This window comes from Desulforhabdus sp. TSK (assembly GCF_022836495.1).
Classification (GTDB): Bacteria; Desulfobacterota; Syntrophobacteria; order Syntrophobacterales; family Syntrophobacteraceae; genus Desulforhabdus.
Map to the genome: position 1 here is coordinate 12833 of NZ_BQXM01000007.1, position 18576 is coordinate 31408.

Consider the following 18576-nt stretch of genomic DNA (forward strand, 5'->3'; position numbering starts at 1 on the left):
CTTTTTCTTCGTGTCCTTCGTGCTCTTCGTGGTTTATCAAAAGATTTCATTGGAGTCTCACACTCCCTGACAGAAAGGAGATCATACCTCATGCAACAACGTATCTGTCGCCTTATTCTTTTTTTCGTTCTTGTCGGCGTTGCCGTCTCCGGCTGCGGTTGGTCGAGCGAAGCCAAGAAGGCCCGGTATCTCAAGAGCGGAGACAGTTATTTCACCGAGCAGAAGTACAAGGAAGCCGTCATCGAGTACAAGAACGTGCTCAGAATCGATCCGAAGAACGCTCATGCCACGGCACGGCTCGGACTGTCGCACTTCGCACTCGGTGAAATGGAGCAGGCCTACAGGCTCCTCACCCAGGCCAAGGAGCTTGACCCGGCAAATGGAGACGTAAGACTCAAGCTGGGAATGATCGATCTCCTGGGGCGCAAGCCCGACGAAGCACGCCAGGAAGCCGAGTTCGTCCTGGAAAAGGACCCGAAGAGTCTCGATGCGCTGCTCCTGTTTGCCGGAGCGTCCAACACTCCCGAAGAGCTGGACGCCTCGATCGAGAAGCTTCAAGCCGCCATGAAGGACCACGGCGACAGCCCGAAGTTCAACCTGGGGCTGGGCATGCTCTACGTACGCAAAGGCGACCTCGGCAATGCCGAAAAGTACTTCAAACAGGCCGCCTCACAGGACCCCAAATCGGCCGAAGCCCACACGGCCCTAGGGAACCTGTATATCGCGAAACGGGATGCCGAGCAGGCTGAGGCGGAATTCAAAACTGCTGCCGAGCTCGCCGCCGTTGGCTCCCCCGAGCGGATACGCCTGGCCGACTTCTACCTGCTCGTCAACAAGCCCGCTGAAGCAAAACAGATACTCACCGAATCCACGGAAAAAGCACCAGACTTTCTCCCGGCATGGCGCCGAATGGCTCAGATCGCCTTTGCACAGGGCAACTACGATGAGGTCATGAAATATCTTGACCCGATACTCAAGAAGGAGGCCAATGATATCGACGCCAGGCTGCTCCAGGGAAGGGTCTATCTGGCCAAAAACCAGACGGCGGAGGCTGTGCAGACGTTTCAGGACATCGTCAAGCTGAATCCCGGTGTTCCTCAAGCCCGCACTCTCCTCGCCCAGGCACAGCTCCAGGCCGGCGACGTGCTCAGGGCCAAAGCGGAGCTCAAAGAGGCCCTCAACGCAGATCCCAACTTTACGGAAGCCACCCTGCGCCTTGCAGAGCTCGATATCCAGACGGGCTCCTACCCCGCCGCCATTGAAGCTCTCAACAAAGTCCTCGCCAAGCAGCCCAAACTGGCGGCCGCCCATATGCTCCTGGGCGCAGCCTATGTCGGACAGGAAGATCTGGACAAGGCGGAAGCGGCTCTGCGCGAGGCCGTTGCAGCGGCACCCAAGGATCCGAAGATGCTGCTGTTTCTGGGCCGGGTTCTGAATCGACAGGGAAAGAAGGCCGAAGCAAAAAAACAGTTCGAGGCTGCGGTGGTGATGGCGCCGGCATTCGTCGACCCGCTGACAGAACTGATCGCCATGGACTTCGCGGACAAGAAGCCCGACGCCGCGCTGGAGCGCGTCAAGTTCCAGCTTTCGCTCGCTCCCAGCTCCGCCCCTCTCCATTTCATTTTGGGCCGGGTGTATATGATGAAGGGCGACACGGCCAATGCCGAAGCGACCTTCATGAAAACTATCGAAATGGACCCAAACCTGGCCGACGCCTACTTCGCCCTGGGACAGATCTATGCAGCCACGGGCAGAGACGACGAAGCCATCGCACGCTTTGAGGAAGCGTTTGCCAAAAACCCCAAGAACGTCAGTGCCCTCATGATCACCGGCATCATTCATCAGCGCAGGGAAAACCTGGCGAAGGCTCAGGAAGCATACGAAAAGATTCTTTCCATCAACCCCGATTTTGTGCCTGCCGCCAACAACCTGGCTTACCTCTACACCATGACTGGTGGAGACATGGACAAGGCGGTTGCCCTGGCAACAAAGGCCCATGAAGCCGCCCCCGAAGACGCCAGTATTTCAGACACGCTGGCATGGACGCTCTATCACAAGGGCGACTACCAACGAGCCTTGGAATATGCCAAAGAGAGCGCGGACAAATTGCAGGACAATCAGGAAGTGCAGTATCATCTCGGGATGATCTACTACAAGCTCCAGCGTAATAACGAGGCGAAGCAGGCGCTGACCCGCGCAATGAAGGGGGAGGCACAGTTTACCGGTAAGGATGAGGCCAAGCGTGTCCTGGAAACGATCAAGTAAAGATCGAATAACTATTATAGGACGCTGAAAACGCTGGCAGGCGCAGACTGACGCTGACAAGGGCAAATAAGAGCTGGAGACAGGAAATATACACCAAACGGGTGAGATCTTGACTTATTGATCATCCTGTAGGAGCGGCTTCCAGCCGCGACGGAAAAAGCCGGCTCCCCATAAAATCGCGGCTGGAAGCCGCTCCTACAAATCTCAAGATTCGAACCGTTCGCAGTATACGCTCAATGCTGTTCCGCCATCCATTGGGCCCATGACGGGTAGTCGGCTCCGAAATCCTCACCAGTGATTGATGTAAGAGCCTTTGCAGCGCTGACACGCACTGCGGCATTGTCGTCCTTGAGGGTTTCTATGAGAGGCTTCAAGGCCTGGAGTGTTTTGATTACACCCAATACGCGTGCTGCGCAGGCCCTGACCTCGGGGCTCTCGTCGTTCAGGGCTCCGATCACGGCTTGGGCCACTCCTTCACCTTGGCATTTGACCAAGGCCTCTACCGCATGTTTTCGAACGCGCGCATCCGAGTCCTGCAGCTTGGGAATCAACAGCCTGGGAGCATCGGAGCGCGCGATGGAGGCCAGCGCCAGTGCGGCATAACGGCGCACCTCCCCATCCTCGTCCATCAAGGCAAGACGCATGACCCCATCCACTGCCTGAGGATCATTCAGCTTTTCCAGCAGGGTCAGGGTATTGAGATTTACGGCGGGATTCGGCTCCCCGAGAAAGGATAGCAGTGCAGTCATAAGCTCGCTCTCCGACTTCATCGACTGCACGGCGTTCCATGCCTCTCGGCGGACACTCTCCTGCCCATCCCCCACGGCCGCATCCATGAGGGGCTGGGCGGCTACCGGATTTTTCAGCTTGCCCAAGGCCTCAGCTGCACTGATGCGAACCAGTGTCTCCTCATCCTTGAGCAACCCAATCAGCGAGGGAACAGCCTTGTTCTCCCCCATGTTGCCCAAGGCAGTCGCGCACTTCATCCTCACCTCCCAATCCTCGTCTTTCAAACCATTCACAAGGGCCGATGCCACCTTTGGACCGGTCCTTCTTCCCAAAGCCTCGGTCGCACTCCGCCGTACTTCCCGATTTTGGTCTCCCAGCGCGGCAAGCAAATAATGCGTCGTCCGAGCATCATCGATGGCTCCCAGCACGCTGGTTGCCCGCCGCCGCAGTGCGTCATCCCGGCTTGATGAGGCGAAGGCGATCAACGGTTCCACGATGGACGTATCGTGGATTTCGGCGAGTGCCTGGAGGGCATTGCTCCGAACCGCCGGGGCTTCCTCCTTGAGGCCGGCCATCAGGAGGGCCGCACACTCGGCCCGGTCGCTGACAACCTTCAAGGCCTCGATCGCCTGGTCCCGGACCGGCTCCTCCCCGTCCCGAAGGGCAGTGGACACGAGAGGCTTCACGGCTCGCGGGTCTTTGAATCTCTTGAGAGCATCCGCTGCTCGCATGCGGATCACTCCACTGGGGTCCGCCAGGAGTCCTATCAGAGGTTCGACAGCACGGGAATCCTCTATCCTGGCCAAGGCTACTATGGCCTGTTCCCGCACGCTCTCGTTTTCATCGGACTTCGCCGTAACAATCAAGGGCTCGACGGCAGCTTCGCTTCTCATGTTTCCAAGCGCCCACGCAGCACGTCCGCGGATATCCCAGTTCTCATGCTTCAGCGCTGCGATGACTCTCTGTGTCTGGGGATCTACGCTTCTGCCAGTCTGAGCATGTAGCGTTCCTCCCAGGCATGAGAAATGGGAAATGAACGATAGTATGGCAATCGATAGAGCCAGGAACGACTTATTCATGGAATGCGGAATCTCCTTCCGAGGGATGATTTCTGGTAAGTATTCTGGGGAGCGATGGTATTCTTTATAAACCACGAACGGATCAAGGGAAAAGACTGTATTTGATTCAATTTTAAATTTCTCTTCGTGCCCTTCGCGGTTCAGTCTTTTACATAGGTCAGTTCTACCTTTACGATTCTTTCATAAACCACGATGAGCACGAAAGACACGAAGGAAAATCAACAAGCATCTCGATCGATTTTTTCTTCTTTCCAGGAGGATCTTATGCCTCTCCTTCAAAAAGATGAAGGGCAAAAATATACTTATGCAGACACCCTTTCCTGGCCGAATAAAGAGCGTTGGGAGCTCATCGACGGCCGCCCCTACGACATGACGCCGGCGCCGACAACGAGGCATCAACAGATCGCCGCCCGCTTTTATACCCGCCTGGAAGCCTGTCTCGAGGGGAAATCGTGCGTTCCTTTCATCGCTCCAACGGATGTGGTTTTGTCTCAGCATGATGTGGTCCAGCCGGACCTCTTCGTTGTCTGCGATGGAACAAAGATTACGAAGGCAAATATCCAGGGAGTGCCGGATGTCGTTGTGGAAGTTATGTCACCGGCTACAGCGTTGAAGGACCGCAGGGAAAAGAAGGCGCTCTATGAGAGATTCGGCGTGCGGGAATACCTTTTGATCGACCCCGACGGAGAATATGTAGAACGTTTTATCCGTCAAGAGGACGGACTGTTCGGCAAAGGAGAGATCTTTTCTCCCCGGGACGGGCTTGTGCTTCATGCAATCCCGGAAGTGACCATCAACCTTTGGGAAGTGTTTCAAGTGGGAAAAACGGAAGACGCTTGATTCTTTGTGCGTATCCTGCGCGATTCTTTTAAACCACGAAGAGCACGAAGGACACGAAGATGGAATTCGATGCGCTTTCAAGCCGAGTGATTGGCTGCTCCATCGAGGTTCACCGTGCTTTGGGCCCCGGCCTGCTCGAATCGACTTATGAACAGTGCCTGGCCCATGAGCTCAAGCTGAATCGCATTGCGTTCAAACTTCAGTGGCCCCTTCCCGTCCAATACAAAGAGGCCCACATCGATTGCGGATACAGGGTGGACGTTCTGGTCGAAGACGCACTCATCCTGGAACTGAAATGCGTGGAGCACATCAAGGCCATTCACGAAGCGCAGATTCTTACCTACATGAAGCTTGCCCGGATAAAGACAGGGCTGCTCATCAACTTCAATGTCCAGAGGCTCCGAGACGGCATCAAGCGCTATGTTCTGTAACTCCTTCGTGCTCTTCGTGTCCTTCGTGGTTTAAAAACAGGATTTTTGGAACCACGAAGGACACGAAGAGCACGAAGAGAAAAAAAGCCCTGACAAATTATAGATGGGACATTTGAAAACATGGCTCATCAGAACTTTCCATGCCTTGTTCTTTTTCTTCGTGTTCCTTCGTGCTCTTCGTGGTTTATAAATGTTTTCTAAAGAACCAAACTCTCATATGAGGGCATTGAATGCAAGATTCGAAGATCCCAAAAATAACCCACCTCGGTGCCGAATACGGCGTGACGGGGTCGTGTCATCTCCTGCAGGCGAACGGCCTCAATATCCTGGTGGATTGCGGCTCGGTACAGGGAGGCGACGCCGCCCGGGATATGGCTACATGGCCTGTGAAGCCCTCTGAAGTGGATTTTCTCTTTCTGACGCATGCGCATATCGATCACATCGGGCGTATCCCGGAGCTGGTGGAGAAAGGCTTCAAGGGAGAAATCATCACGACGGAGGCCACGAAATTGCTCATCGTGCCCATGCTGGAAGATGCCATGAGCTTTACTCACCTGAGGGAGTCACAAATTGACCGGCTGAACGGCGTCATCGACGAGCTTTCCTGGGGGTTCGAATACGGTGAAACCTTCGACCTCAAGCAGGGTGTTCGATTCAAGCTGCAAAACGCCGGACACATTCTCGGGTCGTGCTTCGTCCGCTTCGAGTCGGCCGAACCTCCCTGGTCCGTCCTGTTTTCGGGGGACCTCGGAGCGGCAGGCCGCCCTCTCCTTCCCGACCCCGATCCACCGGACGCCTGCGATGTGCTGATCCTGGAATCGACTTACGGAGACACGCTCCATCAAGCTGCGGGAGACCGGGTGCAACGCTTGGGGGCCGTGTTGTCGCAGGCCTTGGCGGACAGGGGAAAGGTGTTCATTCCCGCCTTTGCCCTCGGGCGTGTCCAGGAGATCCTTTACGATATGGACCGGCTGTTTTCCAATCCTGAGCTAAAACAGCGATTTCCCCTCCTGGCCGGAAAAAATCGCATCCCTGTTTTCCTGGATTCACCCCTCGGTCTGGAGATCACCCGGATTTACTCGAAGCTCAGCCAGTATTGGGACAGGGAATCCAGGTCCCTCCTCCACAGAGGGGATCATCCCATTGACTTCGATCAACTCTACGCAGTGGCCAGGCACGAAGACCACAACAAACTGCTGGAAATGTCCGGTCCAGCCGTCATCATCGCCGGGAGCGGCATGTGCACGGGCGGCAGGATCATCGATCATCTCAAAGCCGGGATAGATGACCCACGAAACGATATCTTTTTTGTGGGATACCAGGCGGAGGGCACTCCCGGAAGAGACATCGTTCGCTATGCCGCCAAACCCGGCGGATATGTCTGTCTCGATGGAGAGCGCTTCGACATCAGGGCCAGGGCACATGCCCTCTCCGGCTATTCCGCCCATGCCGACCAGAAAGGTTTGATGGACTGGGTAAAATCCATGCCGCGGAAACCGGCGAGGATCAAAATTGTCCACGGTGATGCACCGGCACGGGAGGCATTGGCCCGGCTTTTGGTGTTTTCTGGTTATCGAGTGGAGTTTTAACCTAAAGCTTTTTTAAACCACGAAGAGCACGAAGGACACGAAGAGTAAGAACTGTTTTTTTCGCACCCCCCTATTTTCTTCGTGTCCTTCGTGCTCTTCGTGGTTTAAAAATAAAAAAACTAACGCTGCAAAACAGCCCAAGAGCTTTGTATCAGCCCCATGATGTCCATGACATTTATTGACGCCATCATCATTGCAGCAATTTTTCTCAGCGCCTGCCTGGCCGTATGGGAAATGCTGCGCGACAGTCGCTCCATGATGAAGGGAGCTTTCGTCACGGGCATGTTTGCCCTGGCGCTGGAGCAGCTTTTTTTCTTTTTTGCCTTTCAGTCGGAACTGCTGGAACAGGCAGCATTCTGGCTGCATTGGAAGCTGCTCATCTCCGCTCTGGTCCCGAGCAGCTGGCTGCTGTTCAGTTTGAGCTTTGCACGGGACAACCATCAAGTCTTTGTCGCCCGCTGGAAATGGCTGATTCTTGCCTCTTTCGCTCTCCCGCTGGTGCTGGTATCCCTCTTTCCCGAGGCGATTTTTCTCCACAACGTCGATCGCGAAATCTCCTGGAGTACAGGCTTCCCTCTCGGCTGGGCCGGGTACAGCTTTCACGTCTTCTTTCTCCTTTCGTCCGTACTGATCCTGGCGAATCTGGAGAAGACGCTGCGCGCCTCCGCCGGCACCATGCGATGGCGGATTAAGTTCCTCCTGCTGGGCCTGGGTGTTTTATTTGCCGTTCGCATTTTTTCATGCAGTCAGGTACTGCTCTATTCAATTTTGGACCCGCTGCTCCTTCCCGTCAATGCAGGTGCGCTCCTTGTGGCAGATCTCTTGATCCTTCTCTCACTCCTCCGCTCCCGCATGCAAAATGTCCAAGTCTATATTTCCCAGGAGGTTCTGTACAATTCCATAACATTCCTGGGGGTGGGAACCTACCTGCTGGTCGTCGGAGTGCTGGCCAAAGTCGCGAGGTACTTTGGTGCGGGCGAAACCCTTCTTCAGAACGTTTTTTTCGTATTCCTGGCGTTGTTGGGCATAGCGGTGATTTTGCTTTCCAACCAACTGCGCCAGGAAACCAGGCGATTCATCAGCCGTCATTTCCGCCAGCCCCTCTATGATTACCGAAAGGTCTGGACGGATTTCACTCAGCAAACCATGTTCCGCAGAGACCTGAGAGACCTCTGCACCGCTGTCGCCAAAGTCGTATCCGACACGTTCGGCGTCTCTTCCGTCAGTATCTGGCTCCTGGATGGACCGAGGCAAAAGCCCCTGCTTTACGGCTCGACATCCCTCTCGCCCGCGGAAACGGAAACACTCCCCGCGACGGCAAATGAAGTGGATTTCCTCATGCTCACTCTGCGGGGGGAGTCCATGCCCCTGGATCTGCGTCGCTCGGAATTCGAACGCCCCATGGGGTTTGGATCTTCATCGGCCGTTTCAGCGACAGGGAATGCCGAAATCCGCTATTGTGTTCCCTTATCCGCCGGCAAGGATTTCCTGGGGCTCATGACACTGAACGAACGGCTGACAGGAGAAGCCTTTACCATAGAGGACCTGGATCTCCTCAAAACCCTTGGCGACCAAACGGCCGGGATGATTCTCAACCGCAGGCTGTTCGATCAGTTGGGACAGGCCAAAGAGATGGAAACCTTCCAGACCCTGTCCGCTTTTTTCGTTCACGACCTCAAGAACCTGGCATCCACCCTTTCTCTGACCCTCCAAAATCTGCCGGTTCATTTCGACAACCCCGAATTTCGCGAGGATGCCTTGAAGGTCATGTCGCGAAGTGTGGAAAAGATCAACAGCATGTGCAGCCGCCTCTCGTCACTGAAGCAGGAGATCGAGCTCCACCGGACGGAAGCCGACCTCAACCAGTTGGTGGCGGACACCCTCGCGGAACTCAGCGGCAGCATGAAGGCCCCATTGACCCAGGACCTGGGTGTCCTGCCCAAAGTCTTCATGGATCCCGAACAGGTTCAAAAAGTCCTGATCAATCTGCTGTTGAACGCCTCCGAGGCCATGGTCAACGGAGGTGAAATCCACCTGGAGACCAAAAAGGAAAAGAACTGTGTCGTTCTGTCGGTGAGCGACACGGGGTGCGGTATGACGCGGGAATTTATGGAACGTTCGCTTTTCCATCCCTTCAAAACCACCAAAAGCCGCGGCTTGGGCATCGGCCTCTACCAGTCCAGGATGATCGTCGAAGCCCACCAAGGCAAGATTGAGGTAGAAAGCGAAAAGGGCAAGGGGACCACATTTCGTGTCGTGCTGCCGGTGGGAGTCGATGAGGGTTGAGAGGGTACGATACAATCTGTATAATCCCGGGAAAGGAGAACAGCATGGAAATAGCCGATGCCATAAAGAAAGCGATACAAGAGCTCATCCTTCCCGAGCTCGACATCATGAAAGCGGACAATCGGGAGATCAAAGTAGCGCTACAGCTTACCAATAAAAGACTTGACGATATGTCCGCGCACCTCATTGACCAGGGCAGGCGGATCGATGAGCTCAATCAGCGCATTGACGCTACGAACCAGAGAATAGACGACACGAACAAACGGATCGACGACCTCCGGGTGGAGCTGCGCGATGAGATATCCAAGACCAATACCCGTATCGACCTCCTGCGTGCAGAGCTGAGGGACGAGATTGCCAAGACAAACCTTCGTCTCGACCGACTCTACGAAGTCATTGTGAGACGTGATGAGCATGAGAAACTGGAAAGTCGAGTCCTGAAGATTGAGCAGGAGTTGGCCGCGATCAAAGCTAAACTGGCTGCATAAGCTGCACGCTGTTTATTTTTTGAACCACGAAGGACACGAAGAGCACGAAGAAAAACAGTCAGTCGCCGGAACTCTCCTTCGTGCTCTTCGTGTCCTTCGTGGTTTGACAAAAACTACATAGGTACGCTACTCAAAAAAACCATGTCCAAACCCAAACTTCTCATCATCGACGACGACGAAAGCATCCGCACCCAGATGAAATGGGCCCTGGCCCAGGACTACGAGGTGTTTTTGGCCGAAGACCGCCCAAGTGCGCTCACGGTTCTCGGCCGGGAGCAGGTAGCGGTGGTCACCCTGGATCTCGGGCTTCCACCGGACCCCAACGGCGCGGAAGAGGGCTTTTGGGCACTCTCCGCCATCCTCGAACAGAACCCCCTGGCTAAAGTCGTTATCCTTACGGGGCGTACCGAAAAGGAAAATGCACTCCAAGCCGTTGGGCAGGGAGCCTACGATTTTTTCCTCAAACCGGTCGAGATAGACGAGCTCAAGGTCGTCCTGCGGAGGGCACTTCATGTCTACCAACTGGAGCACGAAAACCGAATGCTTCAGCAGCAGGTGTGCAGCGAATCCTTCGAAGACATGCTGGGGAACAGCCGCCAAATCCAGGAGGTTTTCGCCTCCATTCGTAAAGTAGCCCCCACGGATGCGTCCGTGCTCATTCAAGGGGAGAGCGGCACGGGAAAGGAGCTGGCTGCGCGCGCCATCCACCGGTTGAGCGGCAGGCGAAATGGCCCCTTCGTGGCCATCAACTGCGGTGCCATTCCCGAGAATCTCCTGGAAAGTGAGCTTTTCGGTCACGAAAAAGGCGCTTTCACCGGGGCCCATGCCCTCAAGAAAGGACGCATCGAATCGGCACAGGGTGGAACGCTTTTTCTCGATGAAATCGGCGACCTCCCCCTTCCCCTCCAGGTGAAGCTGCTTCGGTTCCTGCAGGAGCAAAAGGTGGTGAGGATCGGCGGAAGGCAGGAAATCAGCACCGATGCACGTGTTTTGGCAGCCACCAACATGGATCTCAAGCAGGCCATGCAGGAGGGGCGTTTTCGAGAGGACCTCTATTACCGCTTGGGTGTCGTTGTTATCTCCTTGCCTCCGCTCAGGGAGCGTGAAGGAGATGTTGTTTTTCTGGCCCAAGGCTTTCTCGAAAAATGTATCGGTGACAATAAGAAAAAAATCAAGGGGTTTACCGCACAGGCCCTTCGAATGATCGAAAGTTACAGTTGGCCGGGAAACGTACGGGAGCTCGAGAATCGTATCAGACGTGCCGTGATCATGACGGGTGGAGCCATGCTCACGCCCGCAGACCTGGAATTGGATTCCACGTACAGCCAATACGCCGGCAAAGGACTTAAAGAGGCGCGCAATGCTCTGGAGAAGGATTTCATACTGAACGCGATGACCAAACATCAAGGCAACATCACCCGTGTGGCCGCAGAGCTCGGCATCAGCCGCCCTACCCTTTATGAATTGATGGGAAAGCTGGGGATTGACAAGAAATCACTGCTGCATGAATCAAAAGCCTAAACAACGTCCCAAACCAAAGATTCTACAACAGGGGGAACGAGGCAAGCTCGTTCCCCCTGTTTTGTCGGTATTATTTACAATTTTTCATTACTGGATGATCCATTATAAGCAACTAATTTAATTAATAATGTCAATAAAAGACTCAGACTGTTTTTGATCTTGTCGAAATCTCTTACAATTTATAACCTCGAGTTAGAAAGGGTAACCAGCGTAACTCATTAGGGAAGCACAATTTTTTATTTAATTAGTCATGTTAATTTGAACAATTGAAAACATATCAAGAATACTTCTCGCAATTATTTTTAACGTGGCATTCTAATTGCGTAACTTTTGAACAGAAATGTGCTTTAAGCAAACATGAACATGAGAGATCAATTCAGCAAGGTTGGAGGCAAACAGGTGCAATCACAGAGTGTGAATCAACAAAAAGGAGAATGACATGCGAGTTTTCAAAAAAATTTTTACGGTGGCTTCTATACTAATATTGGTCGGCACGCTCTTTATAGTACCAGCGCATGCGGCACCGATACTTGATCTTGGAGTCATAGCTCCGACAACAGGTAGCATCTCTTATTTGGGAGGAGCTAATCCACTTGAAGGGACCAACATACAGGTTGATAACGTCGTGGGACTCGGAACGCTTATCAACGACGGCGTCGCTTTCAATATTGTGGGTGGTCGCTTAGATTTCAAAACTGGTAACCCCACTGGTCAACCTTGGGATTTCGGAGGAGGTGCGTCCTCAACTATCAGCGTCATTGGTGGTGTCGACATAAACGGGGATGGTGACTTGAATGACGTCGGCGATATCGCAAATACCACCTTGTTGTCGGGGGTGTTTGGCCATGCTAGCGTATCCATATCGAATACCGTAGCTGGTACTCAATTTAATATTGCCGGTGCAGGTTTCTCGGATACGAAAAACGATGATTTGCTTGACCTCTTTGGTCTGCCTAAAGGCGTTCCGTACGAGGGAGCTTTCAATATTTCCTTTACATCTTCAGTTGTTTCTCCAGGTTCCCCCTTTACAAGTACGACAGTTCTTAGTGGCGACATTGTCAATACGCCAGTACCTGAACCAACATCAATGCTTCTTCTGGGCTCGGGATTGGCAGGTGTGTTTTTCTATGGCCGCAAGAAAATAAGCAAGGCGAAATTCTAAGTTCTCCCAAGCATAAGAGTAAAAGGAAACGTTTTTCCCTTTACTCTTATGCTTGCACTGTAGCGTATAAAGTGGCCCTGAAAAATGTCCCGGCTCTTGGTACTCCAAGTTTCCCGGTTAGAAAACCGTCGCATCTTGCATACTGAAATTTCTCGGGAGCCAAAAACTGGGAAAGGTGATTTGGGGCCTTTTTATGTTTAGACACCGGCAACGATCTGTCAGCCCAACTCCAACCCAACATCGGCTCAAGCAATGTGCCTCCGCAAGGCAAATACCTCCGGCAAAGCCGGAGGCTTGTAAAACCATGGACCGCTCAAAGCGGTTGTAAACCTTTGGCCACCTTACAAGGTGGCTACTACTCAAACATATTCAGTTGATCGAGTCGGCGATCCTCGGTTTCCTGCTTTTTGATGTACTCACGGATCATCTGCTCGTCCCTTCCAACCTTGGACACAAAGTAGCCCCTGGCCCAAAAGTTCTGGCCAGTGAAGTTTTTCTTCCTCCCGAGGAAGGTTCTGGCGATGTGGATGGCGCTCTTTCCTTTGAGTTCCATCCATGCGAAAGCCTTTCCTTTTGCAAGCTTTGAACGGTTCACAAGAGGCAGGCTTTCGCATACTCCCGCAAATGTCAAACTCTGGGAGTCCCCCGGCAAAGCCGGGGGTTTACCCAAGGGCAATTAATCCGGTTCACCGCAGATTTGCGTGATAAAGATGTTATCCCGCACGAAGTGAAGAATCCTATGATTCTGCCTCAAAAGACGAGGATTCCTCAGGGGCATACCTCGGAATGACAGAAAGCAGTTTCACGTTAATCTGCAATGATCCATTAATCCTAACCTATCTGATAAGCACATAATCCTCAACCAACCATTCCTTGGTCATTACCGCCCTGCAACAAACCAGCCCCAAATATGTTTCTTTGCTGCAAGAAGCCACGCCTACAAGAGCGAAGCTGTCAATCCTTGATTGGACTCTGCCCAGAACGGCACCAACACGCACCGTGCCTGATCGGGCAACTCGTTCAGGCATGAATGGCTCTCACCTCAACTGAAAATCATCGACTCTCCCATCCCCATAAATCATGATCTGGTCTAGACGAATGATCACCCCTCCTGGCTCAATTGCCGTCAGGTCCGATTGCAGATCTCGCACGAAGGTCTGCCACCCCCCACCAGAGGCAGTTTCACCCAAGCCAAAAAATACAAAGCCACTCAATTTGAAGCTTCCGAAACTGCCGGGACTGTATTGCAAATACCGTCGACCGGCGGCAGTCGTTACTCCCACCTGAATGATAAAATCTCCGGAGAATTTGCCGCTCCATCGAAGCAGCTTTTGATCTGTCTGCGTCCAAGCCCGGAACGTATCGAAGAGCAGGAAATAGCCCTTGGACTCTAAAGATTTCTCAAGGTCAAGGACATTGCTCTGCCGAGCGTCATCAAATACGACAGGAACCTCTGTGCCGGCAGGATGCGCATCATCTACATACAAGCCATTGATCACCCCGTCCTCCGCATCCTCATAGATGGCCTCCCTAAAGTAATTCAACTGGTTCGTGATGAGAATTTGATCCAACCTGGTGCCGTCTTCCCTCTGTTTGAGGGTAAGGGTGTGTTCGCCCGCCTCCAGGTGCAAAACCACGGGTTTTGCTCCGCTTCGTTGACTCGCCATGTCCCAAATCCACGCACCCGTTCCGCCAAGAGCCGTGTCCCACTGGATGAAATCCCCTGAATCATAAGAAATGAAAAAGGAGTTATCCGCTGAACTTCCCGACTGCACACGAGCATAAAGAACATATTCGCCGGCCAAAGGAACGGTAAAAGTATACTCGGCATAGCCGGCGCCCTCTTGCCTTGGATCCAAAACATCGCCATAGCCATTGGGAACCGAGATATAGCTGCCTCCGGAGGCTTTGGCGTCCGTCGTGGACTGCATCGGCAGGGCGAGCAGGCCTTTCTCAGCCTCCAGCCTGATTTCCACTATGGGGTTGATGGTGACGGTGACCGTGGCAATGTTGGAATCGGCCTTGCCGTCATTGGCCTTGAAGGTAAAAGTATCGGTTCCCGTGGCGTTGGGGTTTGGAACGTACTTGTAGCTCCCAGTGGAGGCATCGGTAATGGTTACCTTGCCCAGCACACCGTTGCTCACGAGGCTGTACTTAAGCCTGTCGCCTTCCACATCCGTGGCGCGCAGCGTAGCCTCCTTCGCAGTCCCTTGCAGGGTTGCGAGGCTGTCGTTCTGTGCAGTGGGCGCATCATTCACAGGAGTGATGTTCACCAGAACCCTGGCCACATTGGAATCAGCACTGCGTGCGTCAGTCGCCTTGAAAGTGAAGGAGTCCGTCCCTGTTGCATCGGTGTTGGGTGTGTAAACGTAAGCCCCTCGCGAGGGATCGGTTACTGATACAGTACCCTTCGAGGGATTTGCGACTATACAGAAGATCAGAGGGTCTTTATCGGCGTCTGTCGCCTTCAAATTCCCACTTTTGGCTGTGTCTTCCAGGGTGGCCATGGAATCGTCGAAGGCAACGGGTGGGGAATTGGTCGGGGGGGACTGCACGGGCGTTGAAGGCTTGTCCGGAATGGTCACGACTAATTCGGCGGAATATTCACTCGAATTACCCGCAGCGTCGAAGGCTTTGGCTGCAAAATAATAGGTCTTCCCCGGCTCCAGGTTGGAGATGGTGCACTGCGTCTCGTTTTTTGCGTTGACACTCAATGGATAGACATCACTCGATGGATCATATCTGCTCGATAGGCCATAGAAGACCCAGTATTCCGTGACTTGGGGCTCTGGATTTCGATCCCACGCCAGAGTCACTTCCGCCGCCAAAACGGCTTGAGAGAGAAAACATTCCGCAATGATGAGGCAAAATACCAATACAGACAGAGGGCGGAATCTCTTAAAATCCATACAGCCATACACCTTTCATGAACGCTACCTCCTTTAAAACACAACGCCGGCACATAGCAGCGTTGAAAACAAACCTGTCCGTCGACAGGAGCTCAAGGCCAACCCGTTTTCGGTTAAAATGCAAAAAGCATCGGACGCAAGAAGCATAATGGTGGTTCGCGCCCAAGGCCTTCGGTCGATGGGTTCTAAAAAGTCATGAGAAAAACAGACGCCAGAAACGCCAGATACCTACCAGATTTTTTGCCTGAATGAAAACATAAATTTATAAATAAATTTATGTAGTTATTAGGTATATACATTGATATGCTTTTGAGTGACACTCTTGATAGGGAAGCATGTGTACTTGTGGAGGATGAAAAGCTTCGTTTTTGTAGGAGCGGCTTCCAGCCGCGACTCACCACGTCGCGGCTGGAAGCCGCTCCTACAAAGAGCATGGAGTGACCTGAAAATGTAACTTCTTAACCGAAACGAGCGTAGAGACGAAACGGATATACATGATAGAAGAGCACCAGAATGAATTCGGCGTAAAAAGCAGACCAAAATCTGGAGCCTTAAAGAGCCGATCAGTAGTTTTTGCGCAATCCATTTCACCACGAAGGACACGAAGAGCACGAAGGCTGATGATATCGTTTGGATCTTTACTCTGTGGCCTTCGTGCTCTTCGTGGTTGATTTGTCAAAGGACTTTTACTGGAGCCCTACGATTTTACCCCGTTTTTGGCTGCACGATATTCTTTGCCTCCTACCTCGAGGTCAGTCGAGTATAAATACTCCGTTTCGTGATTGAAGAATTAGCGGTGATGACGGAAGAGGCGATTTTGTTGTTGCCTTCATTCGTTTCTTTGACCTGGTTCGCCGAATCCACTACTACAAGAATGGTTTTGCCCGCCATGTCGGAAGTCAGTCTGACACTCAAAGTGACGGGATATGTCTGACCAGCGTACAGGGCGGTAATGGAAAGGGTGCTGAGAAGCTTGTCCAGCTTGACCCCGTCACTGGAGAGGTAGAACGTCGTCTTGAACTTTACAGACTTTTGCGTACCGATGTTCTTCACTCTGAACGATCCTGTCAGATAATAGCTGCTGATAGAAAAGCTCTCCCATGCGCCGGTCAGATCCGGGCCGGTTGGAGCGGTTACGGTCACGGAGCAGCTGTCCTCCGCCGTGAGTCCCCCGTTGTCCTTCACGGTGAGGGAGAAGGTGAGAGGCGTTCCGTTGGCCGCTTCAGTGGGAACCGTAAAGGTCGGACTCATGGCTGCCGGGTTGGAGAGGGTAACGGGAACGCCCGCGGTCTGCCTCCACGCGTAGGTCAGCGTTTCACCGTCGGGATCGCTGGACTGCGACCCATCCAAAACCACCACCTGCCCGACAATGGCGCTCTGATCCGCACCGGCGTGGGCGGCGGGGACCTGGTTGACCCAGGTGACATTGACGATGCAGGCAGCGGAAGATTTCAAACCGCCGTTGTCCGTTACCGTCAGGTTGAAAGTCAGCGATCCACCTTCAGCACCCACTTCCGGTGCCGTGAAGGTCGGCCGCGCATCATTGGGATTGGAAAGCTCGACGCCGGGGCCACCCGTCTGTTCCCAGAGGTAGGTCAGAGCTCCACCGTCGGGGTCGCTGGATTGGGAGCCATCCAGCATGACGTTTTCCCATTCGGGTACGGTCTGCTGCGGTCCGGCATTGGCGACGGGGGGAACATTCACCCAGACCACGTTGACAATGCAGTCATCGGTTTTTGCCTGTCCGGCCTTATCGGTGACAGTCAGCCGGAAGGAGAGGGATTCCCCTTCCATTCCCACCGCGGGAGCCGTGAAGGAGGTTTCAGCGGACTTTACGCCTTCCACAGGAATCACCGGCGTCCCAGACAGCTGCACCCAAAGATAGGAAGCGATGCCGTCGTCGGGATCCGTGGAGTTCGAGCCACTCAGCTTGACGACTTCCCCTTCCTTCACAGTTTGCTCAGGCCCGGCCGCAGCCACGGGAGGCTGATTCTCCGCACTGAACGTTGCGCTCACCGTGTGATCGGCCGTGACAGCGCTGAGCGTGTGGCTCGTTACGGGACCGACGCTCGTTCCGTCCACGACCACATCCGCCACTTTGTAATTCGTCTCCGGCGTGATGGTGAAGGTCTGGCTCGCTCCGTGGTTCACCGTCACCGTGCCCGAGGGTGAGATCGTCCCGTTGGCTCCCGCTGACGCCTTGATCGTGTACGTCTTCAAGACAAACGTGGCGCTGATCGTATGATCGGCCGTGATGGCGCTCAGGGTATAGCTTGGTAGGGGACCGACGCTCTTCCCGTCCACGATCACATCCGCTACATTGTAATTTGTCGCCGGTGTGATGGTGAATGTCTGGCTCGCGCCGTGGTTCACCGTTGCCGTACCCGAAGGCGTGATCGTCCCGTTGGCTCCGGCTGACGCCGTGATCGTGTACGTCTTCAAGGCGAAGGTGGCGCTGATGGTATGGTTGGCCGTGACGGAGCTCAGGGTATAGCTTGTCACGGGACCCACGCTCTTACCGTCTACGACCACATCCAAAACCATGTAATTCGTTGCCGGCGTGATGGTGAACGTCTGGTTTGCTCCCTGGTTCACCAACGCTGTCCCCAAGGGCGAAATCGTTCCGTTGGCTCCGGCTGATGACGTGATGGTGTACGTTTTCACATCTGCTGCAAAGGAGGCGGAGATGCTCTGGGTCGCCGCGATGGTGGTGAAGGTGTACGTAGAGACGGGGCCGACGGAAGCACCGTTCACCAGGACGTCGGCGATATGGTAGCCCGCTGCCGGAGTGATGGTGAAGGTCTGAGAGCCCCCCTTTTCGGCGAGAAACACGCCGCCGGGGCTGATGCTCCCGCCGGGTCCCGCCGTGGCAGAGATGGCATAGCAGACGAGCTCCTCGGAGAAGTCGCTTTCATTCCCGTTGGCATCGTAGGCGGTTGCGGCAAAATAGCAGGGAGCTCCGTCGGGCAGGCCGGTGACGGTATAGGTGGTTTGATTGCCCACATCCACGAAAGTGGGATAGGATGGGGTGGCTTGCGTGGTGCGGCTGGAACCGCCGTAATAAATTTTGTAGCCGGCAAGCTCTGGCTCCGTGTTGGCGTTCCAGGCCAGGGTAACCTGGGCTGCGTAGAGTTTTGAAGGAGATGCAAGCGAGACCAGACCGATCAGAAGGAGGCTTGCAAGCAGGAAAATTTGAGAGCGGGTTTGGACTTTCGAAAGACGGAACAAGCGTTTCATTTTAGTACCTCCCATTGGGGCCTGACAGGATCCAGCCCCG

General features: G+C 53.9%; 11 protein-coding genes and 1 pseudogene. 8 read left to right on the top strand and 4 right to left on the bottom strand.

Annotated features, from left to right (window positions below; all coding sequences use genetic code 11):
* Nucleotides 1-90: 90 nt before the first annotated feature.
* The gene (locus MWC30_RS05830; RefSeq protein ID WP_244083218.1) at nt 91-2265 is read left to right on the top strand and encodes a tetratricopeptide repeat protein; all 2175 of its coding nucleotides are present in this window, start codon (nt 91-93) and stop codon (nt 2263-2265) included.
* Nucleotides 2266-2498: 233 nt separating this feature from the next.
* On the opposite strand, the gene MWC30_RS05835 is transcribed toward MWC30_RS05830, so the two are convergent.
* On the bottom strand, nt 2499-4073 hold the full coding sequence (locus tag MWC30_RS05835; RefSeq protein ID WP_244083219.1) for a HEAT repeat domain-containing protein: 1575 nt from the start codon (nt 4071-4073) through the stop codon (nt 2499-2501).
* A 264-nt stretch (nt 4074-4337) separates the two neighbouring features.
* Here MWC30_RS05835 and MWC30_RS05840 point away from each other — a divergent pair, with 264 nt between their 5' ends.
* The 7 genes from MWC30_RS05840 to MWC30_RS05870 all read left to right on the top strand — a co-directional run bounded on the left by MWC30_RS05840 (nt 4338) and on the right by MWC30_RS05870 (nt 12390).
* On the top strand, nt 4338-4913 hold the full coding sequence (locus MWC30_RS05840) for a Uma2 family endonuclease (protein ID WP_244083220.1): 576 nt from the start codon (nt 4338-4340) through the stop codon (nt 4911-4913).
* Nucleotides 4914-4972: 59 nt separating this feature from the next.
* Nucleotides 4973-5344, top strand: a complete 372-nt coding sequence (locus MWC30_RS05845) for a GxxExxY protein (protein ID WP_244083221.1) — start codon at nt 4973-4975, stop codon at nt 5342-5344.
* Between the two features lie 230 nt (nt 5345-5574).
* Nucleotides 5575-6933: an MBL fold metallo-hydrolase gene (locus MWC30_RS05850; RefSeq protein ID WP_244083222.1), complete on the top strand. Its 1359-nt coding sequence runs from the start codon at nt 5575-5577 to the stop codon at nt 6931-6933.
* Between the two features lie 168 nt (nt 6934-7101).
* Nucleotides 7102-9219 (top strand): XrtA/PEP-CTERM system histidine kinase PrsK, encoded by a 2118-nt coding sequence (gene prsK, locus MWC30_RS05855; protein WP_244083223.1) that lies wholly within the window; start codon nt 7102-7104, stop codon nt 9217-9219.
* A 44-nt stretch (nt 9220-9263) separates the two neighbouring features.
* Nucleotides 9264-9707: a hypothetical protein gene (locus tag MWC30_RS05860; RefSeq protein ID WP_244083224.1), complete on the top strand. Its 444-nt coding sequence runs from the start codon at nt 9264-9266 to the stop codon at nt 9705-9707.
* Nucleotides 9708-9848: 141 nt separating this feature from the next.
* Complete coding sequence (prsR, locus tag MWC30_RS05865) at nt 9849-11228, top strand: PEP-CTERM-box response regulator transcription factor (protein ID WP_244083225.1); 1380 nt, start codon at nt 9849-9851, stop codon at nt 11226-11228.
* A 439-nt stretch (nt 11229-11667) separates the two neighbouring features.
* Nucleotides 11668-12390: a PEP-CTERM sorting domain-containing protein gene (locus MWC30_RS05870; protein ID WP_244083226.1), complete on the top strand. Its 723-nt coding sequence runs from the start codon at nt 11668-11670 to the stop codon at nt 12388-12390.
* 355 nt (nt 12391-12745) lie between these two features.
* Here the strand turns inward: MWC30_RS05870 and MWC30_RS05875 are convergent.
* The 3 genes and pseudogenes from MWC30_RS05875 to MWC30_RS05885 form a co-directional block, all read right to left on the bottom strand.
* Nucleotides 12746-12937: pseudogene (locus MWC30_RS05875) on the bottom strand (transposase); the annotation flags it as partial.
* 490 nt (nt 12938-13427) lie between these two features.
* Nucleotides 13428-15299, bottom strand: coding sequence for an Ig-like domain-containing protein (locus MWC30_RS05880; protein WP_244083227.1), 1872 nt, complete (start codon nt 15297-15299; stop codon nt 13428-13430).
* Between the two features lie 741 nt (nt 15300-16040).
* Complete coding sequence (locus tag MWC30_RS05885) at nt 16041-18536, bottom strand: PKD domain-containing protein (RefSeq protein WP_244083228.1); 2496 nt, start codon at nt 18534-18536, stop codon at nt 16041-16043.
* Between the last annotated feature and the right edge of the window lie 40 nt (nt 18537-18576).